Consider the following 26,580-nt stretch of genomic DNA (forward strand, 5'->3'; position numbering starts at 1 on the left):
GCCGCGGCCGGCGGCCGCCGCGCACGTCCCGTATCCCGGCACTCCGGCGGCACCCGCCCGGTGCTGCCGGGCGACGGTGCGGCCGCCGCCCTGCGCCCGCCGCTGCCCGCCCACCACCTCCCCTTTCCTTCCCTGGCCGTCTTACGGATCCGCGCCCGCGCGCCGCCCGTGAGCGCTCGTCCCGTACCACCTCTCGCAAGGCCTTCACCGTGTTCGACATCGCTGTCTTCAGTACGCTCTTCGTCACCCTGTTCGTGATCATGGATCCGCCGGGTATCACCCCGATCTTCCTGGGGCTGACCTCCGGCCGGCCCGCCAAGGTGCAGCGCCGGATGGCCTGGCAGGCGGCCACCGTCGCGTTCTGCGTCATCGCCGTCTTCGGTCTCTTCGGCCGGCAGATCCTGGGGCGGCTGCACATCTCGACGCCCGCGCTGATGATCGCGGGCGGGCTGCTGCTCCTGCTGGTCGCGCTGGATCTGCTGACCGGGAAGTCGGAGGAGCCGACCCAGACCAAGGACGTCAATGTGGCGCTGGTGCCGCTGGGCATGCCGCTGCTGGCCGGGCCGGGCGCGATCGTGTCGGTGATCCTCGCGGTGCAGCACGCGCACGGCTTCGCCGCCCAGCTCTCCGTCTGGGCGGCGATCGCGGCGATCCATGTGGTGCTCTACCTGGTGATGCGGTTCTCGCTGGTGATCATCCGCGTGATCAAGGACGGCGGAGTGGTCCTGGTGACGCGGCTGGCGGGGATGATGCTCTCCGCCCTCGCGGTGCAGCAGATCATCAACGGCGTGCTGCAGGTGATCCAGGGGGCCTGACGTCCGCCCCGGCCCCGGGAGCCGGGGCGCGGACAGCGCAGCGCCCCCGTACGACGACGTGCTGTTTCCCGTCGTCGTACGGGGGCGCTCGTGCGGTGCGGCCGTGCGCGGGCCGGGTGCTCGCGGCGTCGGGCCGGTGGAGCGGGCGTTAACGGACGGCGGTGCCGGCCGGGCGGATGTAGATGCGCTGGCCCGTTGCGGCGGCCTGCTGCACGATCCGGTTGACGGAGGCGGCGTCCACGACGGTGCTGTCCACGGCGACGCCGTCGACATCGTCCAGGCGCATGATCTCGAAGCGCATACGGCTTCTCCCTTCGTCTGATCCTCCTGCGGAGAACTCTTGGGTATACGAGCCGCCCGGCGTCGCTGCCGGGCGCTCCGTCCATGTATAACGACCTGCCCAGTGCAATCATTCCCTACGCTAAAGAAAAATTTCGACGGCCTAAGTACGGAGCGGTAGCGCGGTTGTGCCCGCGGAGTGACCGCCCGGAGAATGGGTCCGGTATGAACGACGTCCAGCCCACGGGCCACACCGACCTCACGGCGCTCGCCGCCGGGATCGAGCGCACCAACGAGCTGCTCACCCGGGTGCTCGCCGAGGTCTCCACCAGCCCGTCCACCCATGCGGCCTTCGTGGACGCGGGCTATGTCTACGCCGCGGCGGGACGGCTGGTCACCGGCACGGAGGACCGCAAGGCGTTCGATCTCGACGCCGAAGGAATCATCGAGGCCTTTATCGACAAGGCTCGGATGATCTTCCCGGACAGCCGGCTGCTGCGCGTCTACTGGTACGACGGCGCCCGCCGCCGGATCCACACCCAGGAACAGCAGCGGATCGCCGAGCTGCCCGATGTGAAGGTCAGGCTCGGCAACCTCAACGCCAACAACCAGCAGAAGGGCGTCGACTCCCTGATCCGCTCCGACCTGGAGTCGCTGGCCCGGCACCGCGCGATCAGCGATGCGGTGCTCATCGGCGGCGACGAGGACCTGGTCTCCGCGGTGGAGGCGGCGCAGGGCTATGGCGCACGGGTGCATCTGTGGGGCATCGAGGCCCCGGGCGGCCGCAATCAGGCCGAGCCGCTGCTGTGGGAGGTCGACAGCGCGCGCACCTTCGACCTGGAGTTCTGCAAGCCGTACGTCACCCGGCGGATCGGCGTCGAGTGCGGCGACCAGACGACGGGCGAGGGGCCCGCGCCCAGCCGTGAGACGGTCCGCTTCGTCGGGGCGCAGGTCGCCGCGCAGTGGCTGTCGGAACGCGGCCGCGAGTGGGTGGGCGGGCTGCTGCCGGGCCATCCGTATCTGCCCGGCACCGTCGACCAGGAACTCCTGACCGCCGCGGAGACGCTGCTGCAGCACTCCCTGCGCAGCCATGCCGATCTGCGGCGGGTCCTGCGCGACGGCTTCTGGGACCACGTCCAGGGGCAGTACTGAGGGCCGGCCTGCGCCGGCTGTGGCGGGCTCGGCCGGCACACTCCCCGCGGCGCCGCGGGGAGGCCGCTCAGGCCCTCGCCAGCAGCTCGGTGAGGCGGTCGAAGAAGCCCGCCCAGCCCGCCTCCGCCTGGCGGTACTGCTCGGAGGAGAGGTTGCCGCCGAGCTGGCGGAAGGCCATCTCCGTACGGTCACCGAGATCGGTCAGGGTGACCCGGACGATCTCGCCCTCGGAGCTCGGTGCGGCGGTGTCCTTGAGGGTGAACTCCAGCCGTTCCGGGGCGGCCACCTCGCGGTAGACCCCGGAGAACGGCAGCTCGCCGCCGTCCGGGGTGCGCATGACCAGCGTCCAGATCCCGCCCGGCCGGGCGTCCATCGTCATCCGCTCGACCGGCACCGCCAGCTCCCCGCCGAACCAGTACGCGAAGTGCTCGGGCGTCGTCCAGGCCTCGAAGACCAGCTCACGGCGGGCGTCGAAGGTCCGGTTGAGCGCGATGCCGTGGGGGGCGTCCTCGGCGCCGGCCGGAGAGGTCGACGGATTCTCGGTCATGGTCGGGGCCCTTCGTACGAAGCGGTGCCGGCCGGGCGCCGGTGGGGGCCCGCCTTCCTCGATGCTCGCCGAACCACCCCGTGCTGTCCTGGCGACGCCGTCCGCTCGGCCCACACGGGGCGGCGGCACCCGGCGGGCTCGGCCCCACACGCACCCGCGGCGACCCCCGGCGGCCGGGCGGCACTCAGCCCACACCGCTCCAGAACCCGGCAAGCGCCTCGGCCGTCTTCTGCGGCCGTTCGGCGTTGGGGGAGTGTTCGGCGCCCTCGATGACGGTGCGCCGGGCGGACAGCCGCTCGGCCATCGCGTCCATCGACGGCACCGGCCAGGCATAGTCGACGGCACCGGAGACCACATGCGTGGCGAGCCCCGTACGGGCCAGCTCCGCCACCCGGTCGGGCTCCGTCAGCATCTGACGGCCGGTCGCGATCAGCTGCTCGGGAACGGTGTTCAGCCAACGGCGGTACAGGAACGCGCCGATCTCCGGCGGCGTCGCCGCGTCCGCCGCCTCCGGGGGATCCAGCTCGCGCATCGCCCGCCAGACGCTCTCCATATCGAGCGTGCCGAGAGCTTCGATCAGCATCCGCACCCGGGCCTGCTGGGACGCCTCGATGGCGGCGGGACCGGAGCTGAGGACGGTCAGCGAGCGGAACGGGGCCGCGTCGAGCAGCACGGCGGCCCGGGTGACCAGCCCGCCCAGCGAGTGCCCCAGCAGATGCACCGGCCCGCCGTCCGGCTCCCGCAGGGCCCGCGCCTGGGCCAGCACATCGAGCGCCAACTCCCTTTGCGCGTATGCCCGTTCATCGCGGGGGCCGGGGGATTCGTGCTGCCCGCGCCCGTCCACGGCGACCGCCCGGAATCCGGCCGCGGCCAGCGGGGCCAGCAAGGCGATGAAGTCCTCCTTGCTGCCGGTGAATCCGGGCACCAGCAGGGCGGTCCCGATCGGTGCGGCATCGGGCCGGGCGTCCTGCACGGCGAAGGCGCCGCGCTCGGTGTCGAGTCGGTACGCACGGGCGCACGGGGGCAGCGTGAGGGTGGGCGGCCTGCTCATGGGGTTGAGGTTATCCGGGCCGGGCGGCGAAAACGGGCCGGGGACGCCGACGACCCGGCGCCCGCACAGTGCGGGCGCCGGGTCGTCGCGCCGGGATCCCGGCAGCAGCCGGGGGAGGCTCAGCTCTCGGGCGTGGCCTCGGCGGCGGGCGCCTTGGCGCGGGTGCGGCGGCGCACCGGCTTGGCCTCGGCGGCCTCCGTCGCCTCCGCGGCCGGCTTGGCCGCGGCCTTGCGGGTCCGCTTGGGCTTGGCCGGGGCCTCCTCGGCGGCGGGTGCGTCCGCCGCGGCCGTGGTGGTGGCCGCGGCCTTCCGCGTGCGCTTGGGCTTGGCCGGGGCGGCCTCGGCGGTGTCGACGGCGCTCTCGGCGGCCGGCTTGGCAGCCGCGGCCTTGCGGGTCCGCTTCGGCTTGGCCGGCGCCTCCACGACGGCCTCGGCCGTGTCCACGACGGCGTCGGCGGCCTTGGGCGCCGCCTTACGGGTCCGCTTCGGCTTGGCGGGAGCCTCCACCGCGGCGTCGGTGACGGTCTCCGTCACCGCGGCCGGTGCCGTTGCCTCGGCGGCCTTGGCGGTGCTGCGGCTCCGGCGTCGCGGCTTGGCCGGCGCCTCGGCGGGCTCGGCCACGGCCGCGGACTCGGCGACGACCGCCGCGCCCTTCGCCGCCGCGAGCGCGTGCGCCGCGCTCTCCACGGTCTGGAAGCTCCCGGTGTCCTCGGGACGGACGATGCGGGCCCGGCGCCGGCGCGGCTTGACGGGCTCGGCCACAGCCTCGATCACCTTGGGGGCGGCCTGGGCCACCTTGGGGGCGGCCTCGGTCACCTTGGGGGCGGCCTGGGCCACCTTGGCGGGAGCGCTCGCGGCCTCGGTGGCCGGGGCCGGGACGGCCGCTGCGCCCGAGGCCTGGCTGCCGCGGGTCCGGCGGCGCCGGCGCGGCTGACGCGGCCCGGCGCTCTGCGCATCTTCGGTGCCCTCGGCGACGGCAGGGGACGCGGCCGCCGGCGCTTCGGCGGCGGCCGCCTCCTCCAGCGCCGTACCGCCACGGGTACGACGGCGCTGGCGCGGCGTACGGGTGCGCTGCGGACGCTCCTCCTCGACGGCGGCGCCCTTACGGGGGCCACGGCCGCGGCCGCCGGTCTCGCCCAGGTCCTCGACCTCTTCCGCGGCCAGTCCGGCCCGGGTGCGCTCGTTGCGCGGCAGCACGCCCTTGGTACCCGCGGGGATGTTCAGCTGCTCGTAGAGGTGCGGCGAGGTGGAGTAGGTCTCCTCCGGCTCGTCGAACGCCAGGTCCAGCGCCTTGTTGATCAGCTTCCAGCGCGGGATGTCGTCCCAGTCGACGAGGGTGACCGCGGTGCCCTTGGCGCCCGCCCGGCCCGTACGGCCGATGCGGTGCAGGTAGGTCTTCTCCTCCTCGGGCGACTGGTAGTTGATGACGTGCGTCACGCCCTCGACGTCGATACCGCGGGCGGCGACGTCGGTGCAGACCAGGACGTCGACCTTGCCGTTGCGGAAGGCGCGCAGCGCCTGCTCGCGGGCGCCCTGGCCGAGGTCGCCGTGCACCGCGCCGGAGGCGAAGCCGCGGCGCGAGAGCTGGTCGGCGATGTCGGCGGCGGTCCGCTTCGTACGGCAGAACACCATCGCCAGGCCCCGGCCCTCGGCCTGCAGGATACGGGCGACCATCTCCGGCTTGTCCATGGAGTGGGCCCGGAAGACGTGCTGGGCGGTGTTGCGGACGGTCTGGCCCTCGTCGTCCGGCGCGGTGGCGCGGATGTGCGTGGGCTGCGACATGTAGCGGCGGGCCAGGGAGATGACCTGGCCGGGCATGGTCGCGGAGAACAGCATCGTCTGGCGCTTGGCCGGCAGCAGCTGGATGATCTTCTCGACGTCGGGCAGGAAGCCCAGGTCGAGCATCTCGTCGGCCTCGTCCAGCACCAGGCTCTTGACCTGGGAGAGGTTGAGCTTGCGCTGACCGGCGAGGTCGAGGAGGCGGCCGGGCGTGCCGACGACGACGTCGACGCCCTTCTTCAGCGCCTCGACCTGCGGCTCGTAGGCCCGGCCGCCGTAGATCGCCAGGACGCGGACATTGCGTACCTTGCCGGCGGTGAGCAGGTCGTTGGTGACCTGCTGGCACAGCTCACGGGTGGGCACGACCACCAGGGCCTGCGGAGCCTCGGTCAGCTGCTCGGGCTTGGCGCGGCCGGCCTCGACGTCGGCGGGAACCGTGACGCGCTCCAGGAGCGGCAGGCCGAAGCCCAGGGTCTTGCCCGTGCCGGTCTTGGCCTGGCCGATCACGTCGTTGCCGGAGAGGGCGACGGGGAGCGTCAGTTCCTGGATGGGAAAGGGAGAGATGATGCCGACGGCTTCCAGGGCCTCGGCCGTCTCGGGGAAAATCCCGAGGTCTCGAAATGTAGACAGAATCTTGCCTCTTCTGTGAGACGCGGCGTGAGGCGGCGAAGGGGGTCGTACCGCACCTTCGTACGGGTTCGTACGGGCCGGCCTGATGATGCGGCCGGTGGGGCGGGACCACTGCCAACGCTCAGGCACTCCTGCCGCGAGCGGTGTCCCTCTTGCCGTGCGCAGGTCCGCTGCGCGCCGCGTCAGAGGGCGGTCGGTTTGGAGCCGATCGGGCCACCGACCGGGCATCCGCTTCGTGGAACGACCCACCGAGTACTCGGCAGGTCCAAATACCACTGTACCCCGGATATGGCGCGCCCATCCGAAGGCTTGTATGAGTGAGGAATACATCACGGCCGGACGCGGCACCGGGACACGGGCTCCGACCGCCGTTCGTACGGGCGAACCGGAGTGGCTGACCAGGGCCTTCCCCGGGCGGCCGAGCGGGCTATTGTGCCGGTCATGGGAACGCCTGACAACGCCGCCGCTGACGCGCACACACATACCGGGATCGCCGCCCAGGACTGGGCGCAGGCATCCGCCGACCCCCAGTACCGGGCCGCCGTGATCGATCTGCTCGGCGCGCTCGCCTATGGCGAGCTGTCCGCCTTCGAGCGCCTGGCGGAGGACGCCAAGCTCGCGCCGACGATGGACGACAAGGCCGAGCTGGCCAAGATGGCCTCGGCCGAGTTCCACCACTTCGAGCGGCTGCGGGAGCGGCTTGCGCAGATCGAGGCGGAGCCGAACGAGGCGATGGAGCCGTTCGCCGCCGCGCTGGACGAGTTCCACCGCCAGACCGCGCCGTCGGACTGGCTGGAGGGCCTGGTCAAGGCCTATGTCGGCGACTCGATCGCCAGTGACTTCTACCGCGAGGTCGCGGCCCGGCTCGACTCCGACACCCGGGACCTGGTGCTGGCCGTACTCGACGACACCGGGCACGCCACGTTCGCCGTGGAGAAGGTGCGCGCGGCCATCGAAGCCGAGCCGCGGGTCGGCGGCCGTCTCGCACTGTGGGCGCGCCGTCTGATGGGCGAGGCGCTGTCGCAGGCGCAGCGGGTCGTCGCGGACCGCGATGCGCTCTCCACCATGCTGGTGGGCGGGGTGGCCGACGGCTTCGACCTGGCCGAGGTGGGCCGGATGTTCTCGCGGATCACCGAGGCGCACACCAAGCGGATGGCCGCGCTGGGCCTCGCGGCCTGAACCGCGAGGGGCGCGCCGGGCGGTTCAGGCCGTCCGGTGCCCCTTCAAGGGGGTGGCCGGCCGCCGAAAGCGCCGGCGCGGCGGGCGCGCCACGACCGACAGCAGAGCCGCCCCCACGGCGATCGCGGCCACCATCACCTGGACGGGGTGGCCGGGGCCGAGGATCGAGCGGGTCAGCAGCGCGCCGAGCAGCGCCGCGACCGGGCCGGTCGCCAGCGTGAGGCTGGATGCGGGGAAACGGTCGGGCAGCCATCGCGCGGCGGACAGGGCGATGGCGAAGCCGATGAGTACGGCGCCGAGCGATTCCCAGATCATGCTGTTCCCTCCCGTGTGACGATGCCGATCGGCTGAACAAATCGGTCACAGGCCGTCGTACCCAGGGGGCACCGCCAGCAACCCTCGGGGCGCAGGTCCCGTGCCTGATCAGCCCAGCCGGACCGACTCGAACGGCCTGATCTGCAAAAAAGCGGCGGACGGGGCCCGGCGGGGGGCGACGCCACCATGGTGGGCCGACGTCCGGAAGCAGCGGGAGACATCCGGGGAAACACACGGGGAACGCGGGGCGAACGCAGGAAAGGGCGGCGGCCCGGAGTCACCTCTCCGGGCCGCCGCCCTTGTCACCCGCGGGCGCCACAGGGCGCCCCCTGCTCAGAGCGCGCCGAACCCGACCTTGCGGGCGGTGGGCTCGCCGATCTCCACATAGGCCAGCCGGTCCGCCGGGACCAGGACCTTGCGACCGTGGTCGTCCACCAGGGTCAGCAGCTGTGACTTGCCGCCCAGCGCGTCGGACACCGCGCTCTCGACCTCTTCGGCAGACTGCCCGCTCTCCAGAACGATCTCGCGGGGTGCGTGCTGCACGCCGATCTTGACCTCCACGGCTTTTGTCCCTCCGACGGTCCGGGGATCCCCAGCGTCAGCTGGGGGAGGATGCGCGGTCATCGCGCCGTACGCAGCACACATTAGCCCGGTCCGGGGATGCGCAGGACGCCCTGGAGCACGCCTGCAGCGAACACGGTCAGTGCGTGTCGCTGCCGTGCAGCGGGAAGCCGGCGATGCCCTTCCACGCAAGCGAGGTCAGCAGCTGCACCGCGGTGTCCCGCGGGACCTTGCTCTCCGACGACAGCCAGTACCGCGCCACCACCTGGGAGACGCCGCCCATGCCCACGGCGAGCAGCATCGACTCGTCCCGCGAGAGGCCGGTGTCCTCGGCGATCACCACGCTTATGGCCTCGGCGCACTCCAGCGACACCTTGTCCACGCGCTCGCGGACCGCCGGCTCGTTGGTGAGGTCCGACTCGAACACCAGGCGGAAGGCGCCGCCCGGGTCCTCCACGTACGCGAAGTAGGCGTCCATGGTGGCGGCGACCCGCTGCTTGTTGTCGGTCGTCGACGCCAGCGCCGAGCGCACCGAGTGCAGCAGGGCCTCGCAGTGCTGGTCCAGCAGGGCGAGGTAGAGGTCCAGCTTGCCCGGGAAGTGCTGGTAGAGCACGGGCTTGCTGACGCCCGCCCGCTCGGCGATGTCGTCCATCGCGGCCGCGTGGTAGCCCTGTGCGACGAATACCTCCTGGGCGGCGCCCAGAAGCTGATTGCGCCGGGCCCGTCGTGGCAGGCGTGTGCCCCGCGGGCGCGCCGCCTCGGTCTGCTCGATGGCGCTCACGCTGCCTCCCAGAAGTTGTTCCGTACGCGGTCCGTACAAGGTGGTGCACCGCGCCCGCCATCGTACTTTTGGGTAACCCGGCTGTGCGCGGTCGAGGCCGAGAATTTCTGCCCGGCACCCCTCTCGGAAGCCGACAAAACGTCCCAGGTCATCGGTATTCGTCTTCGTTGAGCTCCACGACACGGGCCTGTTCGGCGAGATCTGCCTCGTTCGCCTCGTCCGGATCGTGGACGGTCACCGTCTCGTCCCGCTGCGGTGCGAGATCGGCGTACTGCTCGGCAGTGTCCGCTTCGGGGGCTTCGACATCGATTTCGGTGGCGTCGCTCTCGTCCGCGAAGGTCTCCGGGTCTGTCGGGTCGACGCGCATGGTGGCTCCCTTTCCGCGTGCTCGTTCGTCGGCTGGTGCCTGGCATGAAAGCAGGGGCCGGGGCGGCTGCCCTCGCCTACGAGCGTAGGAGAGTGGCCGCGGCAGCGCGATGCGGTGTGTGACCGCGGACACACGATCGGGGGTGTGATCGTCTCGTAACATCGTCCCCATGTCTTCGACCGAGTCGCCGGACACCGCGACCGCCGCTCTCCCGGTGCCACCGGCCGGCCCGGCCCGGTACGGCGGGGCGGAGACGGTGCGCACCGTGACCCTGCCGGGCCTGACGCTGACCGTACGGGCACCCGCCGGGCGGGGCGTACAGGGCGACGACGGGGCGGAGGGGGCCGCGGGCGACGGCGCCGCGGCCGGGCGCGAGCCCGCGCTCTACGTCCACGGCCTCGGCGGCTCCTCGCAGAACTGGTCGGACCTGATGCCGCTGCTCGCCGACCGGGTGGACGGCGAGGCGATCGACCTGCCCGGCTTTGGCCACTCACCGCCGCCCGCCGACGGCAACTACTCCGTCTCCGCGCAGGCCCGCGCGGTCATCCGGTACCTCGACGCGGCCGGGCGCGGCCCCGTCCACCTCATCGGCAACTCCATGGGCGGTGCCGCCTCGACCCGGGTGGCGGCGGCGCGGCCCGACCTCGTCCGCACCCTGACGCTGATCTCCCCGGCGCTGCCCGAAGTGCCGCCGCAGCTGACCGCGGTGCCCACGGCGCTGCTCGCCGTCCCCGGTATCGCCGGGCTCTTCGGCCAGCTCACCCACGACTGGACGCCCGAGCGCCGCACCCGCGAGGTGCTGGCGCTCTGTTACGGCGACCCCGGCCGGGTCAGCCCGGAAGGGTTCAACGCCGCGGCCGAGGAATATGCGCGACGGCTGGAACTCCCGTATTTCTGGGAGGTGATGGAGCGCTCGGCCCGCGGTCTGGTGAACGCCTACACGCTGGGCGGACAGCACAATTTGTGGCGTCAGGCAGAGAGAGTTCTCGCCCCCACTCTTCTCGTCTACGGTGGACGCGACCGCCTGGTCTCCTACCGGATGGCGCGGCGGGCGGCCGCGGCGTTCCGCGGTTCGCGACTGCTGACGCTGCCGGAGGCGGGGCATGTGGCGATGATGGAATACCCGGAGACAGTGGCGCGGGCCGTCCGCGAACTGCTCGACAGTGAAGTGACCGATGTGACCGCTGATGCGGGCAGGAGCTGACACGCCCCGTGGGACGCCATAGCCGCCGAGGCCGGCCCGAGACCGCTGAGGAAAGCCCGGAGACGGCAGGTCCGCCCGGCAACACCCCCTCGGGAGGCGGTGTGCCCGGGCCCGGTCCGGGCTCCGGACGCCGCAGACGCGAGCCGTTCGACGGCGACGCGGTGCGCGGCGGACACCCCGAACAGCGTGAGCCGGGCGGCGGCTGGGGCGCGTTCCCCGGGGCGCCGTCGTCCCCGGTGGCCTCCGGCCAGGGCGCGCCGAGGATTCCCCGCCCGCGCGCGGAGATGCCCGGTGCACCGCCGCTCGCCCCGCCGGGCACCGGCCCGGGGCCGCGGCGCGACTACGTGGATGCCTTCGACGCCAGGCCGTTCCCGGACGGCCGGGGCGGCGCGGACGACCCGGACGACGATGTGTTCCGGGCCGGTGCGCCCCGCACGGCGGCGCCGGCGGCCGGTCCGCACGGGGCCGGCGGGGACGGTGTGCCCCCCGGCGGCCGCTTCACCGGCCGGTCGGTGGTCTTCGAGCGTGACGAGGCCGGCGGCCCGAACCCGCCGACCGCATCCGGCGCGGACGGCGGCGAGCCGGGCGACCCGGCGGACCGGGACCCGGCCGACGGTGACGGTTTCGCGGTGGAGGAGTCGCGGCACGGCATCAAGAAGGGCGGCATGGGCCGGACGTTCACCGGCGCGGCGGCCGCCGCGGTGACCACCGTCCTCGCCGTCGTCATCGCGGGCCAGGTCGCCGAACAGCACAAGGACAGCGGCGACCCGCAGACGCGCAGCGGCAACGACCGCACCGACGGGGTCGGCGACGAGGCCTCCCGGTCGCACTCCCGGCCCACCCAGGACGCCAAGCCCGCCGGCTACGACGAGCAGATGGCGCAGGTCTTCCCGCTGGACGCGCAGCTGACGGGCAGCGGCCGCTTCCGGCCGACCGGCGGCGACGCCAAGGCACCCGGCCGCGGCAAGGTGCTGCGCTACCGCGTCGACATCGAGGAGGGGCTGCCGCTGGACGGCAAGCTGTTCGCCGAAGCGGTGCACAAGACCCTCAACGACGAACGCAGTTGGGCGCACGGCGGACAGCGGACCTTCCAGCGGGTGGCATCCGGGGACGCCGATTTCGTGATCACGCTGGCGAGCCCGGGGACCACGGCGAAGTGGTGCGCCAAGTCCGGTCTCGACACCGGCGAGGAAAACGTCTCCTGTGACTCGGCGGCCACCGACCGGGTGATGATCAACGCCTACCGCTGGGCACAGGGCGCCAAGACCTACGGCCACGACAAGATGTTCGCCTACCGCCAGATGCTGATCAATCACGAGGTCGGTCACCGCCTCGGGCGCAACCACGAGGCCTGCTCCCGGCAGGGCGCACTGGCTCCGGTGATGATGCAGCAGACGAAGTTCCTGACGACGGACGGGGTGACCTGCCGGCCCAACTCCTGGCCGTTCCCCACCCAGAAGTGAACGGGCCGAGGGCTGCCGCGGCGGGCACTACGGGCGAGGGCCCGTGACACTCACATAGCGCGTCGAAACGCCCTTAGGGGCGGAAAGTTACGTGCGTTCACCCCTTCCGGTGGCGCGATGGACAACCGTCCATCGCGCCACCGGCCCTTTGCATAGCTTCTTCCCGCAGGTGGCGGCCGTGCCGCCGGCACACCAGGACGCCGATATGGCCGATAGGGGAGGACGGGGGTGCACCCGTGCGGATCGGACTGCTCACCGAAGGTGGTTACCCGTATGCGTCCGGTGAGTCGCAGGCGTGGTGCGACCGGCTCGTGCGCGGGCTCACCGGCCATGACTTCGAGGTCTACGCCCTGAGCGCCGAGCCCCGCCGCGACGCGCCGCCACGGCCCGAACTTCCTCGCCACGTACGGCTGGTGCGCAGCGCGCCCCCGGGGGACGGCTTTCCCGCCGGGCGCCGCCGGGCCGGCGAGCCGCGCCGGGGCCGCACCCCCGGACGGCGCGAACGCCGCCGCTTCGCCGAGTGCTTCGGCGCTCTCGTGGCGGCCTTCGCCACGGCGCCTCCAGGAGGAGAGCCGGCCAACCCGGTGGTCCAGGCCCGGGGCGCCGCCCGTGGGGGAGCGCCGGCCGGCTATCCGCCCGCCGCCTCGGGCGGTGCCCCCGATGACGTCGTGACCAGCAAGGCGGACCGTTTCGCCGACGGCCTCTACGGGCTCGCCGAACTCGCCCGGGAGCACCGGGGGCTGCCCGCCCTGCTGCGCTCCGAGGACGCCGTACGCCTCCTGGAAGCCGCCTGCCACGGGCCGCGCGCCCTGCCCGCCGCGTCAGGCGCACAGGTCGACGATCTGCTGGCGGTCACCGCCGGGCTCGCCCGCGCGCTGCGGCCGCTGTCCCTGGACTGGTACGGCGACCGGCACACCCCTGGGCTCGGCGGTGTGGACCTCTGCCATGCCACCTCCGGCGGCGCCGCCGCCCTCCCCGGACTGCTGGCCAAGCACTTCTTCGCCACCCCGCTGCTGGTCACCGAGTACGGCGTACGGCTGCGCGAGCACTATCTCGCGCGCGCCACCGCACCGTTGAGTGCGCCGGTGCGCGCACTGCTCGCCGCCTTCCAGGGCGCGCTGGCCGCCGAGACCTATGCGCAGGCCGCGCTGATCACCCCCGGCAACACCCACACCCGGCGTTGGCAGGAGCGCTGCGGCGCCGACCGCGCCCGGCTGCGCACGGTCTATCCGGGCATGGACGCCGCCCCCTTCGCCGCGGTCGCGGACGCCGCGACGGACGACCCCAAGACGCTGGTGTGGGTCGGCACCATCGAGCCCGCCAAGGACCTCATCGCGCTGCTGCACGCCTTCGCCGAGATCCGCAAGGCCGAACCGGAGGCCACCTTGCGGATCGTCGGCGGCGTCGGCCGCGACCCGCAGGCCGCCGGATACCTCGCGCACTGCCGGGCGCTGGCCGCCCAGCTCTTCCCCGACGAGGCGGCCGACACCCACAGCGTCGGCGAGAGCCCGGTCAGCTTCGAGGAGGTCGGCAGCCCCGAGGTGCCCACCCTGGCGGACGCCTACGCCTCCGGCGCCGTGGTGGTGCTCTCCAGTGTGATCGAGGGCTTTCCGCGCTCCCTGGTGGAGGCGATGTTCTGCGGCCGCGCCACGGTGTCGACCGACGCCGGTGCGGTCTGTGAGGTCATCGGCGGCACCGGTCTGGTGGTCCCGCCTCGTAATCCCCGCGCCCTCGCCGAGGCCTGCACCGCGCTGCTCGGTGACCCGGACCGCAGGGCCAGGCTGGGCGCGGCCGCCAGGGCGCGGGCGCTGGAGCTGTTCACCGTCGAGCAGAACGTCGCGGCATTTCGTGGCATCTACCTGGAGCTGATCTCCCATGCCCCGGCCCGCCCGGCCGCCTGCGGTGCACGGGACGCCCGGGGCGTACCGCAGCCCTTCGCCCGTCCCGCCGAGTCCCATGTCCCCGGCCGCTGGGCCGCGACCGGCGCCGCCACCCGCGCCGCCGTGCCCGCCGCCAGGGACGCTGCCGGGGGCGCCGTGTCAGCCACCCCGGCCGCCGTTCCCGCCGACCGCACGCCGAGCTGGGCGGTCCCCGCGCAGGAGCGGACCGCCGCGCTGCCGGTGCCGGCCGGCGGAGGCACGGAGGGCGGGGAAGCGGCCGATGTCCGAGGGGCGAGACAGTCGGTGAGATGGGGAGGGGGCGGCGACCGGACAGGCGTGACCGGAGCGAAGGAGAGAGCGCAGGAGAGAGGGCAGTGGTGATGGTGACGGCTGTGCTGGACGTGATGTGTGCGATGGGCGTGGTGGGCGTGGCGCTGGTGACGGGCATGACGGATGTGGCGCATGGCGGGAGCCGGCCCGGACTCGGGCAGCGGCTCCGGCGCGACCGCCGTCCCGGCCACCCGGTGTACGCCCGCCACGCCGCCCCCGACGACCGGGTCCGCCGGGCCCGCCGGGGTATGCCGCACCCCCGCCCCGGCCGGGACGGCTGTGCGGCGGCGGACCGGGGGAGAGGGGACGGGCGGTGACCACACCCGACACCGGCGCCACCCCCGCCGCGGCGGCCACGGCGGACGGGGACGCCGCCCGCGGCGCGTCGGCCACGGCGAACACGGACGGCACTGCCACCCCTCCGAACCCGGACGGGAACCCCACCCGTACCCCGCCGCCGGGCAAGGAGGCCGCCGCCCGCCCCGCGCGCCGCGGCCCCGCCGACCCCGTACGGTCCCTGATGCACCGCCACCAGGAGCTGTGCGCACGCGCCGTCGACGCGCTGGAGATCGCCGCCGGCCTGGAGGCGCACGGCGTCACCGACCGGACGGCCGCCCGCTTCCGGCACCGCGACGTCTTCTCGCTGGCCGAAGAGCTCTACGCCCGGGTGCCCCGCGCCGAAGCGCCGGACGCCCGGCCGCACGAGCAGCCCCGCCCGTCCGCGCCCGTCCCCGCGCGGGGCTCGCGCGGCGTGCGCGCGGTGCTGCAGCTGCTGCCCGGCGCCGTCTGCCTCGCGGCGGTCGCCGCCCTCGCCTCGGCCGGTACGGCGACTCCCGCCGTACGCACCGGTGTCGGCGCGGCGGGCGGCGCGCTGGTCGCCCTCGCCGTCCGGCTGGCCGCCCGGTCCGGGCCGCTGCGACTGCGCCACCGCGGCGCCGGATCGTGGACCGTCGGCCTGTGGGTCTGCTGGACGGCCGGATACGCGGTCTACGGCGACTGGCTGCTCGGACAGCTCCTGGCCGGCGGCCCCGACCTGCCCGGCACCACGCCCCGGGCCGCCGTCGCCACCGCCGTGGCCCTGGCCTTCGCCCTCGCCCCCGCGGCCGGCTGCGCCCGCTGGTTCGCGGCGCGCGGGCGGCGCGGTCTGGCCGCAAGCCGCGGCCTCGGAGAACTGGCCGCCCGCGTCCGGCCGTTGCTGCTCGCCGCCACCCTGTTCTACCTGGGCGCGCTGGTGGCCCTGCTCCTCGGTGCGGACGCCGCCTTCGGGAGCGACGGCGCGACGGCCCTGGCCGCGGCGGCCGCACTGGGGGTGCTGCTCTTCCTCGCCCGGCTGCTGGCCGTACACGGCTTCCCCGAAGCGGCGGCGACCGGCCTGGCCTCGGCCGCCGCCCTGGAAGCCCTCGCCCTGTCCCTGGTGCTCATCGCCCGGCTCCCCGGCCTGCCCCCGCTCGACGTACCGGTCGCAGCGCTCACCACCGCCGTGGGACCGGCCGCCGTACCCGCCGTGGCCTGCACGGCCGCCGCTGCCGGGCTCCTCGTCCACGGCCTGCGGGCGCTCACCGGCGCCTGTGCGCACTGGCCTGCGCCTGCTCCCTCCGGCCCGGCGGAGGCACACCGGCCGTGACCCTCCGCACGCACCCCGGCCCCCGGCCCATCGTCCCCGGACTCCTCGTCCCACGACTCCCCGTTCCCCCACACGGGCACCCCCACCACGCACCACCCCCCGGAGCGGCACCCCGAAACGGCCACTTCGACCCCTGACCCGCGGACCTCGCCCCCCCACCTGGCCCCCGCCTCCGGGCCGGAGGCCGACTCCGCGGAAGCCGACGCACTTCCCCCGACCTGCTTGAGGAGCACGACATATGAACGTCCAGCCGACCACACGCCACGCGGACCGGAGGGTCGCACGATGAGGGTGCTGCTCATCGGCGCCAACGGCTACCTGGGCCGCTATGTCGCCGACCGCCTGCTCGCCGACCCCGCCGTCCAGCTCACCGCCCTCGGGCGGGGCGACGACGCCGACGTCCGCTTCGACCTGGCCACCGGCAGCCCCGGTGCGCTCACCCGCTTCCTCGACGCCGTCCACCCCGGTGTCGTCGTCAACTGCGCGGGGGCCACCCGCGGCGGCGCCCGCGAGCTGACCCGGCACAACACCGTCGCGGTCGCCACCATCTGTGAATCGCTGCGCCGCAGCGCCTGTGGCGCCCGGCTCGTCCACCTGGGCTGTGCGTCCGAGTACGGACCCTCCCAGCCCGGCTCCTCCACCGCCGAGGACGCGGTGCCGCGCCCCGGCGGGCCGTACGGCGTCAGCAAACTCGCCGCCACCGAACTGGTCCTGGGCTCCGGTCTCGACGCCGTCGTGCTGCGGATCTTCTCGCCGGTCGGCCCCGGCACCCCGGCCGGTTCACCGCTGGGCCGGCTCGCCGAGGCGATGCGCCGCGCCATGCAGTCCGGCGACAACGAGCTCAAGCTCGGCGGGCTCGGCGTACAGCGGGACTTCGTCGATGTCCGCGATGTCGCGCGGGCGGTGCACGCCGCCTCGCTGTCCGCCGCGCAGGGCGTCGTCAACATCGGGACCGGCCGGGCCGTACGGCTGCGCGAGGCCGCGTCCGTGCTCGCCCGGGTCGCCGGCTTCGGCGGCGCGCTGCACGAGATCGACTCCCCGCCGGCCCGGCTGGTCATCCCCGGCCCGTCCCCCGAGCACCCGGTCGGCTCGCCGCCCGCCACCTACCCCTATCCGGACGGCTGCGGCACCTGGCAGCAGGCGGATGTCCGCACCGCCCGCGACCGGCTCGGCTGGCGTCCGCGGATCGGACTGGAGGAGTCCCTGGCCGACATCTGGATGGAGGCCGCATGCCGTATCTGACCGGCCGCCGGGCCGCCGGGGCGGCGGCCCGGCCGCCCGGAGACGCCTGGGTGTCACTGCCCGGTTACTGGGACGGATTCGTCTCGCGCATCGGAACAGGTGTCTCGGAATGAAGAAGGCCGTGGCAGTGTTGCGGGGAGAGCAAGCTCCCCCACTCTCGGCTCCGCCCGTGCGGGGGGAACCCCATCAAGACCGACCAACGGAGTTCCCGTGTCGCTGCCACCCCTGGTCGAGCCCGCTTCCGAGCTCACCGTCGATGAGGTCCGCAGGTACTCCCGCCACCTGATCATCCCGGATGTCGGGATGGACGGGCAGAAGCGGCTGAAGAACGCCAAGGTGCTGTGTGTCGGCGCCGGTGGCCTGGGTTCGCCCGCGCTGATGTATCTGGCCGCGGCCGGCGTGGGCACGCTCGGCATCGTGGAGTTCGACGAGGTCGACGAGTCGAACCTGCAGCGCCAGATCATCCACAGCCAGGCGGACATCGGCCGCTCCAAGGCGGAGTCCGCGAAGGACACCGTCCTGGGCATCAACCCGTACGTCACGGTCAACCTGCACCAAGAGCGCCTTGACTCCACCAACGTCATGGAGCTCTTCGCCCAGTACGACCTGATCGTCGACGGCACCGACAACTTCGCCACCCGCTACCTGGTCAACGACGCCTGCGTGCTGCTGAACAAGCCGTACGTCTGGGGCTCGATCTACCGCTTCGACGGCCAGGCGTCGGTGTTCTGGAGCGAGCACGGCCCCTGCTACCGCTGCCTGTACCCGGAGCCCCCGCCGCCGGGCATGGTGCCCTCCTGCGCCGAGGGCGGCGTCCTCGGTGTGCTGTGCGCCTCCATCGGCTCGATCCAGGTCAACGAGGCCATCAAGCTGCTCGCCGGGATCGGCGACCCGCTGGTCGGCCGACTGATGATCTACGACGCGCTGGAGATGACCTACCGTCAGGTCAAGGTCCGCAAGGACCCCGACTGCGCGATCTGCGGTGAGAACCCGACCGTCACCGAGCTCATCGACTACGAGGCCTTCTGCGGCGTCGTGTCCGAGGAGGCCCAGGAGGCGGCGGCCGGCTCGACGATCACTCCGAAGCAGCTCAAGGAGTGGATCGACGGCGACGAGAAGATCGAGATCATCGACGTCCGTGAGCCGAACGAGTTCGAGATCGTCTCGATCCCCGGCGCCAAGCTGATCCCCAAGAACGAGTTCCTGATGGGCACCGCCCTCCAGGACCTGCCGCAGGACCGGAAGATCGTCCTGCACTGCAAGACGGGTGTCCGCTCCGCCGAGGTCCTGGCCGTACTGAAGTCCGCGGGCTTCGCCGACGCCGTGCACGTCGGCGGTGGCGTCATCGGCTGGGTCAACACCGTCGAGCCGGAGAAGCCGGTCTACTAGGGCTTCCGGGCCTGCGAGGTCCGCTGGGGGCGCCGGGCCCGGCAGGTCCGCCAGGCCTCTCGGGCCTTCGGCGGGACCTGCTCCCACCGGCCGCCCCGTCCCGCGCGAAGGCGCCGGTCCGTTGGACACGGACCGGCGCCTTCGGCGTGGTGCGCCGCGCGTACGGGCGGGGTCTCCCAGCCGGCACGGCGGCGGCTTCCGCTCAGATCTCGCCCTTGTGGGTGAGGTAGTTGAAGGCCACCCAGCCCGGCAGCACCGGCAGCCAGAAGACCATCAGGCGGAACAGCAGCACCGCGGGGAACGAGATATCGGCGGCGAGCCCGGAGACCGTCAGCGCACCGATCAGCGCGCCCTCCACGGCGCCCACACCGCCCGGGGTCGGCGCGGCCGAGCCCAGTGCGTTACCGGCCAGGAAGGCCACCGCGATGCTCGCGTAGCTGATCGTGTCGCCGCCGCCGAACGCCCGGATCGCGGCGTCCAGGCACATCACGTTCGCCGCCGTCAGCAGCAGCATCCCGCCGATGCCGGTGACCAGCTTCCCGGGCCGCTGCAGGATGTCCAGCATCCGCGGGACCACCCCCGCGAACAGCGACCGCACCCGGGTCGCGACGAACTTCCGCAGCGCCGGCACCGCCGTGACGATCAGGACCAGTACGGCCACGGTCAGCAGCCCGGCGATGACCGTACGGGACGGCGAGATCGACGGGGTCTGCTCCTGGGTGCCGGTCAGGTAGCCGAACACCAGCAGCAGCAGGACGTGGCTGCCCAGGCCGAACAGCTGGGACGCGCCGACGCTCGCCACCGCCAGCCCCGGCCGGACCCCGGCGCGCTGCAGGAAGCGGGTGTTGAGCGCCACTCCGCCGATCGCGGCGGGCGCCACCAGCTTCACGAAGTTGCCCGCGATCTGCGCGATGACCGTCCGGACGAACGACACCCGCTCCGTGACGAACCCCAACAGGCTCATCGCCGCGGCGATATACGTCAGCGCCGAGAAGAAGGCCGCGACCAGCACCCACTCCCACTGCGCCTTGTTGACCATGTCGCCGAGGTTGAAGTTGGTGAGCTGGGACAGCAGGAGGTACACCGCGAACGCGCCGGCGATCCAGGTGATCAGTTTGCGCGGGCTGAGCCGTTCCAGCTTCGCGGGTTCGATCACCGCCGTCGGCCGGATCAGCAGCACCTGCCGGCGGATCTGGGCGAGCAGGTCCTCCTCGCGGGCCTCCTCCGAGGCCTCGTCCAGGGCCCGCTTCTCGGCGGTCTTCTCCGCATGCCGCTCGGCCCGCATCGTCTTGCGGTCCTTGGGGCCCTCCGCCTCGCGCGCCTCCCGCGCCTCCTTGGCCGCCTGCGACGCCTCCAGCACCGCCTCGCGCTCCCGCTTGGCGCGCTCGCGGGCGCGCTGGCGCAGCGTCGCGCGGGTGGTGCGGCTCAGCGCGATCGGCTGCAGCAGCGGCAGGCTGTCGGCGACCGCGTCCGGGCCCAGCACCTCGACGGCCGCGGCCACCGCGCGCTCGGCACCGACCCGCAGACCGCAGGTGGCCAGCAGCTGGGCGATGTCCATCCGCAGCACGAGGTCACCGGCCGCGATCTCGCCGCCGCGCAGCTCGGTCAGGACGATCGTGCCGGAACGATCCATCAGCAGCGCGTCCCCGACCAGCCGCCGGTGCGCGATCCGCCGCGACTGCAGCGCCTCGACCTGCCGCCACGCACTGTGCATCAGCGCGTCGGTGATCTCCTCGTCGGCCAGGGAGTCGAAGGTGCGGCCGCCGATGTGCTCGTAGACCAGCATCACCGCGTCCGGGCCGAGCTCGGAGGTGGCGATCAGCTTGGGGGCGTGGGCGCCGGCCGCGATGGCCGCATACGCCAGCAGCGCCTCCTGTTCCAGCGCCTGGCGCAGCGACTGCAGACTGCGCCGCTGGTTGATGCCGCGCAGCGAGAGCCGGCGCCACACCCGGTAGAAGAAGCCGTGTGCCTGCTGCTCGCGGTCGACGACGGTGACATCGATCGGCGGCCCGTCCTCCAGCGTGACGAGGTAGCGGCGGCCGCGGTCGGGGTGGTCGGTGGTGCCGACGTCCTCCGCCCGCAGCGCGGAGACCGGGTGGAAGCCGACGCGGCGCAGCCCCGCGAGGAGGTTCTGGCCGGTGGGGCGGACATTGGGGGAGCCGACCGCGTAGAGGGTGCCGTAGGCGACGGTCCAGCCGATCAGCACGGTCGTGATGATCGCGAACGGGGTGGTGTACCGCCCGACCAGCACCGCGAACGCGTCCAGCAGCAGCACGCACCACATCGCGACCCGCCAGCGCGGCCGCCGGGACATGCCCACCGCCGTCATATAGGCGATCACCGGCGCCAGGTAGCTGTGCACCGGAGCGGAGAGCGAACCGTTCTCCAGGGGCTGGGTCAACGCGTCCCGGATGGAGACGGGCGCGGCATCGGCCACCCACAGATCGGCGGCCAGCGACACCCCGTGGGCGAGGACGGCGGCCAGCACGCCGTCCGCGATCCGCAGTCCGTCGCGCTTGATCAGCCGCTCCACGGCGAACGCCACCGGCACGATCAGCACCGCGACACTGGAGGTCAGCCCCGCCATGTTGATCAGCAACGGGGGCGCCGCCTTCGCGCCGGTGCCGATGTCCCGCGCCAGGCCCTGGGTGGTGCCGTGGGCGAAGGTGGCGAGGCCCAGGACGAGGGCGATCCCGGCGATGCCGAGCAGCAGTCGCAGCAGGTCGGCGGGGCGGTGCACCCGGGCGGGCAGCAGCGGCTCGTCGCCGGAAACCCGGTCGACGTGGAACTCGCCGTACTCGTCGGAGCTCAGGTCGGAACGGTGCGAGCCCGTGTGGGGCCTGTCCGCAGCCGCGCGGGGCGTGCCCGGAGGCGTGCCCGGCTCCGGCTCCTCGCGCTGGTCGCGCGCGGCCGGCCCGTCCTGCCCCTGCTTGGGCTCCGTGCCGTCCCGTACCTCGCCGCTGTGCTCCTCCTTGCTGCGGTGCTCCTCCTCGTGCCGCTCGGTTGGCTCGGGCTCCTTGGGCTCTTCCGGCCTCTCGGAGGCCCCGGGTCGTTCGGCCTTCTCGATCGTGCTCGCCTTTTCGGTAGCGGAAGCCGTGCCCGGCCTCCGTTGGTGCGTCCCCTGTGGCGCCGCCTGCTGCCGTTCCGGCCGCTCGGTCGGTGCGGCCGGTCCGGGCGCGGTGCCTGCGGCGTCGACGGCCAGTGCCTCAGGGGTGCCCGCCTCCCGTGGAGGCGTCGCACCCTGCTGCTCGGCTGTCTCTTCTTGATCTCGTATCACCAGTCACCGTCCGGAAGATGGTGGCACGCCCGACCGGTGGAGGGGGGCATCAGGGTGTATTTCGGGGGTGCGGGAGGCGGAACGCCCTCCCCGTGCCGGGGCGGACCCGCCTTGCCGCCGACCTCCCGAAGGTGCCGGACCGTGTGTCCGATCCCATTGTCGGTGCCGTACGGCAGGATGGACCGAATGAGTGGGACCGGAGATGAGGCGGCGGGTGAATTCCCCGCAAACCCGGAAAGCCCGGAAGGGGCGGAAGACCGTCAAGGCTTGGAAGGCCCGGGAGGCCCGGGAGGCCCGGGAGGCCCGGGAGGCCCGGGAGGTCTTGAGTGTCCGGACCTCCCGGAGTACGCGGAACAGGTTCTGGCCGTCGCCGAGCTGATTCCGGCGGGCCGGGTGATGACGTACGGCGATGTCGCGGAGTGGTTGCAGGGCGAGGGGCAGCCCGAAGGGCTTCCGGCGACGGGCGCTGGCGGGCGAGGGGTGGGCGGCCCGCGGCAGGTGGGGCGGGTGATGGCGCTCTACGGCGGCGCGGTGCCCTGGTGGCGGGTGGTGCGCGCGGACGGCCGGCTGCTGCCCGGCAGTGAACTGCGCGCCCTGGGGCACTACCGCGACGAGGGCACCCCCCTGCGGACGGCACCGCACGCCGCCGAGGACCACATACCGCGGCTCGACATGCGGCGGGCCCGCTGGGACGGGCGCCAGGACAGCGGTGCGGACGGCGGTACGGGTTCCCCGGCCGCGGACGGCGGCGCGGCTCCGTAGCTCCGGTGGCACCGCGCGACGGGCCGTGGGAGGCGCTGCGGCCCGGGCGCGACCTGGCGTAGCGTCGGGCACTGCCGTCACGACGACGGTTCCGCCGCGCGCCGCGCAGCGGGACCACCCCTGACCGGCGGCCCGCGGCGCCGCGCACCACGCACGCACCACGACCAGCACCTCCTCAGGACCGGCGATCCACGTGAGTTCCTCCTTCTCGGCCTTCCCGGCCACCCCGCCGGCGCAGCCCCACCGGGTGGCGTCGCGGGGTGCCGCAGGCACGTACCGGCTGGTGCGCACCCCGCCGGGGCGGGTGACTCCTCCTGCGTGGGACGCAGCCCAGCGCGCCGTGGTTGACCACCGGCACGGGCCGCTGCTGGTGCTGGCCGGACCGGGCACCGGAAAGACCACGACCCTGGTGGAGTCGGTGGCCCGCCGGGTGCGGGCCGGCGGCGACCCCGAGCGGATCCTCGTCCTGACCTTCAGCCGCAAGGCCGCCGTCGAACTCCGTGACCGGCTCGCGGCCCGGCTGGCCGACCTGGAAGGGCAGTCCGAAGGGCCGCGCGGCACGGCGGGCGGCGGGCCGCGGGCGGGCATCCCGCAGGCGACGACCTTCCACTCCTTCTGCTACGCCCTGGTCCGCGCCCACCAGGACGCCGATCTCTTCGCCGACCCGGTGCGGCTGCTGTCCGGACCCGAGCAGGATCTCGTCGTCCGCGAGCTCCTGGCCGGGCAGGCGGAACTGGCCGGCGCCGGCCGTGCGCCGGTGCGCTGGCCGGACGAGCTGCGGGCCTGCCTGACCACCCGCGGCTTCGCCGACGAGGTCCGTGCGGTGCTCGCCCGCAGTCGCGAACTGGGCCTGGGCCCGGACGCCCTCGGCGCCTTCGCGCGGCGCACCGGCCGCCCCGACTGGAGCGCAGCGGCCGGCTTCCTCGCCGAATACCTCGACGTGCTGGACGCCCAGGGCGTACTGGACTACGCCGAGCTGGTGCACCGCGCGGTGCTGCTCGCCGAACGCACCGACGTCGCGGCACACCTGGCCGCCTCCTATGACGCGGTCTACGTCGACGAGTACCAGGACACCGACGTCGCCCAGGTACGGTTGCTGCGCGCACTCGCCGGCAACCACGGAGCGACGGCGGCGCCGGGCTCCCCGGGGCGCACGCTCATCGCCTTCGGCGACCCCGACCAGTCGATCTACGCCTTCCGGGGCGCCGACGTCAACGGCATCCTCGACTTCCCCGAGACCTTCCGCTGCGGGGACGGCACCCCCGCCCCGGTGGCCGTGCTCGGCACCTCCCGGCGCTCCGGCGCCGCCCTGCTCGCGGCCACCCGGCTGGTGACCCGCCGGATGCCGCTCACCCGCCTCCCGGCCCGGGCGGTACGCGCCCACCGTGAACCGGTGCCCGTACGGGACGGCGGCCGCGTCGAGGTGTACACGTACCCGACACCCGGCAGCGAACTCGACAACATCGCCGACATCCTGCGCCGCGCCCACCTGGAAGACGGCGTGCCCTGGAGCGAGATGGCCGTCCTCGTACGCGCCGGGGGGCGCTCGCTCCCGGCGGTACGCCGTGCGCTCACCTCGGCCGGGGTCCCCCTCGACATCGACGGCGACGATCTGCCGCTGCGCCACGAACCCGCGGTCGCTCCTCTGCTGACGGCGCTACGGGTGGCGGCGCGGGCTGCCCTGGGGCAGGACCCGGCGAGGGCCGTTTCGGACGGGACCGGGGCGGACGGGGCGGGCCCGGGTGATTCGGGCATTCCTGACGGTCCTGGCGGTCCTGACGGCCCTGATGGTCCTGACGGCCCTGACGAGGATGGTCCTGACGGCCCTGACGAGGTGGAATCCGCCGCGGGTGCCGTCGGTGAGGCCGCCCCCGGAGATGTCTCCTCCGGTACGGCCGCCCCCCATGACGCCCCGTCCGCCGAGGCCGCCCCCGGAGACACCGCCCGCCCCGCCCTCGATGCCGAAACCGCCCTCGACCTGCTGACCTCCCCCCTGGGCGGCATGGACTCCGCCGATCTGCGACGGCTGGGCCGCGCCCTGCGCGAGGAGGAACGGGCCGCCGGACAGGCCCTGCCGCGGCCCTCCGATGAGCTGATCGCCCAGGCGCTCGCCGAACCGCAGCGCCTGGTGGCGCACGACCCCGCCTACGCCCGCGGTGCCCAGCGGCTCGGGCTGCTGCTGCGCAAGGCCGGCGAACTGCTGGCCGGCGGCGGCACCGCCGAACAGGCGCTGTGGGAACTGTGGGACGGCACCCCCTGGCCGCAGCGCCTGGAGCGGGCCGCCCACCGCGGCGGAGCCGGCGGGCGCAACGCCGACCGGGACCTGGACGCCGTCGTCGCCCTCTTCGAGACCGCCGCCCGCGCCGAGGAGCGCACCGGCGGCCGTGGTGCGCTCAACTTCCTGGAAGAACTCGACGCCCAGGACATCGCCGCCGACACCCTCACCCGGCGCGCGGTGCGCCCCGACGCCGTACGACTGATGACCGCGCACCGCGCCAAGGGCCTGGAATGGCGGCTGGTCGTCGTCGCCGGAGTGCAGGAAGGCCTCTGGCCCGACCTGCGCCGCCGCGGCTCGCTCCTGGAAGCCGACCGGATCGGCCGCGACGGCCTGGCCGAACCGCTCACCCCGGGCGCGCTGCTCGCCGAGGAACGCCGGCTGTTCTACGTCGCCGCCACCCGCGCCCGCGAACGCCTGGTCGTCACCGCGGTGAAGGCCGCCGCCGACGACGGCGACCAGCCCTCCCGTTTCCTGACCGAACTGGGCGTCACCCCCCAGGACGTCACCGGCCGCCCGCGGCGCCCCCTTTCGGTGGCCGCGCTCGTCGCCGAGCTGCGCGCCACCACCGTCGACCCCGACGCCACCCCCGCGCTGCGCGAGGCCGCCGCCCAGCGGCTCGCGAAACTGGCGGCCCTGCACGACGACGACCACCACCCCCTGGTGCCTGCCGCCCACCCGGACAACTGGTGGGGCCTGGCCGAACCCACCCACAGCACCGTCCCGCTGCGCGACCGCGACCGTCCCGTGGTCCTCTCCGGCAGCGCCCTCGACCAGCTCGCCCACACCTGCTCCCTCCAGTGGTTCCTGGGCCGCGAGGTCAAGGCGGACACCCCCGCCACCGCCGCCCAGGGCTTCGGCAACGTGGTGCACGTACTCGCCGACGAGGTCGCCTCCGGCCGTACCCCCGCCGATCTGTCCGTCCTGATGGAGCGCCTGGACTCCGTATGGGACTCCCTGGCCTTCGACGCCCCCTGGAAGTCACGCCAGGAGAAGGAGTCCGCCCGCGCCGCCCTGGAGCGCTTCCTGCGCTGGCACGTCATGGAACGCGAGACCCGTGGCCGGGACACCGCCGCCACCGAGCACGGCTTCGACCTCACCCTTCGGGCCGGCGCCTACGAGGTCCGCATCCGGGGCAGCATGGACCACGTCTCCAAGGACGCGCAGGGCCGGGCGTACGTCGTCGACTTCAAGACCGGCAAACAGAAGCCGACCGGCCCCGAGGTCGCCCGGCACCCCCAGCTCGCGGTCTACCAGCTCGCGGTGCGCGAGGGTGCGGTCGACGACGCCTTCGACGGCCGCACACCGCAACTGGGCGGCGCGGAACTGGTGCATCTGCGGCTGGGCGCGGCCCAGAAGGAAGGCGGCGACGCGCTGCCCGCCGTACAGGCACAGCAGCCGCTGGAGTCGGGAGGCCCCCCGGAGGAGCCCGGGGGAGAGTGGGTCGGCGAACTGCTCGCCACCGCGGCGGGCCGCGTACTGGAGGAGCGCTTCACGCCGACCACCGGCACGCACTGCACCCACTGCACCTTCCGAGCGGCGTGCAGCGCACAGCCGGAGGGGCGGCACGTCGTGGAGTGAGGGGCCCGCTGCGCTGGGTTTGCTTCCCACGGCGGGACAGCCGACAACGTGGGAAGCAAGCCCAGCGCAGCGGATTGTCAGTGGCGCCCGCTACGGTT

The 26,580-nt window shown here is 73.8% G+C and carries 22 protein-coding genes; 13 read left to right on the forward strand and 9 right to left on the reverse strand.

Annotated elements, in window-relative coordinates; genetic code table 11:
• The first annotated feature begins 209 nt into the window (after positions 1 to 209).
• Positions 210 to 815, forward strand: a complete 606-nt coding sequence (locus tag CFW40_RS23780) for a MarC family protein (RefSeq protein ID WP_088799791.1) — start codon at positions 210 to 212, stop codon at positions 813 to 815.
• Positions 816 to 963: 148 nt separating this feature from the next.
• On the opposite strand, the gene CFW40_RS37245 is transcribed toward CFW40_RS23780, so the two are convergent.
• Positions 964 to 1,116, reverse strand: a complete 153-nt coding sequence (locus CFW40_RS37245) for a hypothetical protein (protein WP_088799792.1) — start codon at positions 1,114 to 1,116, stop codon at positions 964 to 966.
• A gap of 203 nt (positions 1,117 to 1,319) precedes the next feature.
• Here CFW40_RS37245 and CFW40_RS23790 point away from each other — a divergent pair, with 203 nt between their 5' ends.
• On the forward strand, positions 1,320 to 2,246 hold the full coding sequence (locus CFW40_RS23790; protein WP_088799793.1) for an NYN domain-containing protein: 927 nt from the start codon (positions 1,320 to 1,322) through the stop codon (positions 2,244 to 2,246).
• A gap of 67 nt (positions 2,247 to 2,313) precedes the next feature.
• On the opposite strand, the gene CFW40_RS23795 is transcribed toward CFW40_RS23790, so the two are convergent.
• From CFW40_RS23795 to CFW40_RS23805, 3 genes are all read right to left on the reverse strand, one after another.
• Entirely contained in the window at positions 2,314 to 2,793 is a 480-nt protein-coding gene (locus tag CFW40_RS23795; protein WP_088799794.1) for an SRPBCC domain-containing protein, read from the reverse strand.
• Between the two features lie 184 nt (positions 2,794 to 2,977).
• On the reverse strand, positions 2,978 to 3,844 hold the full coding sequence (locus tag CFW40_RS23800) for an alpha/beta fold hydrolase (protein ID WP_088799795.1): 867 nt from the start codon (positions 3,842 to 3,844) through the stop codon (positions 2,978 to 2,980).
• A gap of 119 nt (positions 3,845 to 3,963) precedes the next feature.
• Positions 3,964 to 6,129 carry a DEAD/DEAH box helicase gene (locus CFW40_RS23805; RefSeq protein WP_371127269.1) on the reverse strand — a complete coding sequence of 722 codons (2,166 nt, stop codon included), beginning with the start codon at positions 6,127 to 6,129 and terminating at the stop codon, positions 3,964 to 3,966.
• Between the two features lie 564 nt (positions 6,130 to 6,693).
• Between CFW40_RS23805 and CFW40_RS23810 the strand changes: the two genes are divergently transcribed.
• A complete protein-coding gene (locus tag CFW40_RS23810) occupies positions 6,694 to 7,431 on the forward strand; it encodes a ferritin-like fold-containing protein (protein WP_088799797.1) in 738 nt (245 codons plus the stop codon).
• A gap of 24 nt (positions 7,432 to 7,455) precedes the next feature.
• Here CFW40_RS23810 and CFW40_RS23815 read toward each other — a convergent pair whose 3' ends face one another.
• The 4 genes from CFW40_RS23815 to CFW40_RS23830 all read right to left on the reverse strand — a co-directional run bounded on the left by CFW40_RS23815 (position 7,456) and on the right by CFW40_RS23830 (position 9,455).
• Positions 7,456 to 7,746, reverse strand: a complete 291-nt coding sequence (locus CFW40_RS23815; protein ID WP_088799798.1) for a hypothetical protein — start codon at positions 7,744 to 7,746, stop codon at positions 7,456 to 7,458.
• A 333-nt stretch (positions 7,747 to 8,079) separates the two neighbouring features.
• Positions 8,080 to 8,307, reverse strand: a complete 228-nt coding sequence (locus CFW40_RS23820; RefSeq protein ID WP_088799799.1) for a DUF3107 domain-containing protein — start codon at positions 8,305 to 8,307, stop codon at positions 8,080 to 8,082.
• Positions 8,308 to 8,446: 139 nt separating this feature from the next.
• Positions 8,447 to 9,088 (reverse strand): TetR/AcrR family transcriptional regulator, encoded by a 642-nt coding sequence (locus tag CFW40_RS23825; protein WP_088799800.1) that lies wholly within the window; start codon positions 9,086 to 9,088, stop codon positions 8,447 to 8,449.
• 148 nt (positions 9,089 to 9,236) lie between these two features.
• On the reverse strand, positions 9,237 to 9,455 hold the full coding sequence (locus CFW40_RS23830) for a hypothetical protein (protein ID WP_088799801.1): 219 nt from the start codon (positions 9,453 to 9,455) through the stop codon (positions 9,237 to 9,239).
• 169 nt (positions 9,456 to 9,624) lie between these two features.
• Between CFW40_RS23830 and CFW40_RS23835 the strand changes: the two genes are divergently transcribed.
• The 8 genes from CFW40_RS23835 to moeZ all read left to right on the forward strand — a co-directional run bounded on the left by CFW40_RS23835 (position 9,625) and on the right by moeZ (position 18,587).
• Positions 9,625 to 10,659, forward strand: coding sequence for an alpha/beta fold hydrolase (locus CFW40_RS23835; protein ID WP_088799802.1), 1,035 nt, complete (start codon positions 9,625 to 9,627; stop codon positions 10,657 to 10,659).
• 101 nt (positions 10,660 to 10,760) lie between these two features.
• Positions 10,761 to 12,122 carry a DUF3152 domain-containing protein gene (locus tag CFW40_RS23840; RefSeq protein ID WP_256331313.1) on the forward strand — a complete coding sequence of 454 codons (1,362 nt, stop codon included), beginning with the start codon at positions 10,761 to 10,763 and terminating at the stop codon, positions 12,120 to 12,122.
• Positions 12,123 to 12,358: 236 nt separating this feature from the next.
• Positions 12,359 to 14,383 carry a DUF3492 domain-containing protein gene (locus CFW40_RS23845; protein WP_088799803.1) on the forward strand — a complete coding sequence of 675 codons (2,025 nt, stop codon included), beginning with the start codon at positions 12,359 to 12,361 and terminating at the stop codon, positions 14,381 to 14,383.
• Positions 14,383 to 14,649, forward strand: coding sequence for a hypothetical protein (locus CFW40_RS23850; RefSeq protein ID WP_256331740.1), 267 nt, complete (start codon positions 14,383 to 14,385; stop codon positions 14,647 to 14,649). Before CFW40_RS23845 ends, CFW40_RS23850 begins: the two co-directional genes overlap by 1 nt.
• Positions 14,646 to 15,956 carry a hypothetical protein gene (locus CFW40_RS23855; RefSeq protein WP_256331312.1) on the forward strand — a complete coding sequence of 437 codons (1,311 nt, stop codon included), beginning with the start codon at positions 14,646 to 14,648 and terminating at the stop codon, positions 15,954 to 15,956. Before CFW40_RS23850 ends, CFW40_RS23855 begins: the two co-directional genes overlap by 4 nt.
• Positions 15,957 to 16,241: 285 nt before the next feature.
• Positions 16,242 to 17,198: an NAD(P)-dependent oxidoreductase gene (locus CFW40_RS23860; RefSeq protein ID WP_088799807.1), complete on the forward strand. Its 957-nt coding sequence runs from the start codon at positions 16,242 to 16,244 to the stop codon at positions 17,196 to 17,198.
• Positions 17,186 to 17,311 (forward strand): hypothetical protein, encoded by a 126-nt coding sequence (locus CFW40_RS36285; RefSeq protein ID WP_256331311.1) that lies wholly within the window; start codon positions 17,186 to 17,188, stop codon positions 17,309 to 17,311. The genes CFW40_RS23860 and CFW40_RS36285 overlap by 13 nt, the downstream gene beginning before the upstream one ends.
• A gap of 97 nt (positions 17,312 to 17,408) precedes the next feature.
• The gene (gene moeZ, locus CFW40_RS23865) at positions 17,409 to 18,587 is read left to right on the forward strand and encodes an adenylyltransferase/sulfurtransferase MoeZ (protein WP_088799808.1); all 1,179 of its coding nucleotides are present in this window, start codon (positions 17,409 to 17,411) and stop codon (positions 18,585 to 18,587) included.
• A 202-nt stretch (positions 18,588 to 18,789) separates the two neighbouring features.
• Here the strand turns inward: moeZ and CFW40_RS23870 are convergent, their stop codons facing one another.
• A complete protein-coding gene (locus CFW40_RS23870) occupies positions 18,790 to 21,864 on the reverse strand; it encodes a lysylphosphatidylglycerol synthase transmembrane domain-containing protein (RefSeq protein WP_088799810.1) in 3,075 nt (1,024 codons plus the stop codon).
• A 186-nt stretch (positions 21,865 to 22,050) separates the two neighbouring features.
• On the opposite strand from CFW40_RS23870, the gene CFW40_RS23875 reads away from it, so the two are divergent.
• Both CFW40_RS23875 and CFW40_RS23880 read left to right on the forward strand, forming a co-directional pair.
• Complete coding sequence (locus CFW40_RS23875) at positions 22,051 to 22,626, forward strand: MGMT family protein (protein ID WP_088799812.1); 576 nt, start codon at positions 22,051 to 22,053, stop codon at positions 22,624 to 22,626.
• A 193-nt stretch (positions 22,627 to 22,819) separates the two neighbouring features.
• Positions 22,820 to 26,482 (forward strand): ATP-dependent DNA helicase, encoded by a 3,663-nt coding sequence (locus CFW40_RS23880; protein WP_371127267.1) that lies wholly within the window; start codon positions 22,820 to 22,822, stop codon positions 26,480 to 26,482.
• Positions 26,483 to 26,580: the final 98 nt, after the last annotated feature.

The organism is Streptomyces sp. 2114.4, from assembly GCF_900187385.1.
GTDB lineage: Bacteria > Actinomycetota > Actinomycetes > Streptomycetales > Streptomycetaceae > Streptomyces > Streptomyces mooreae.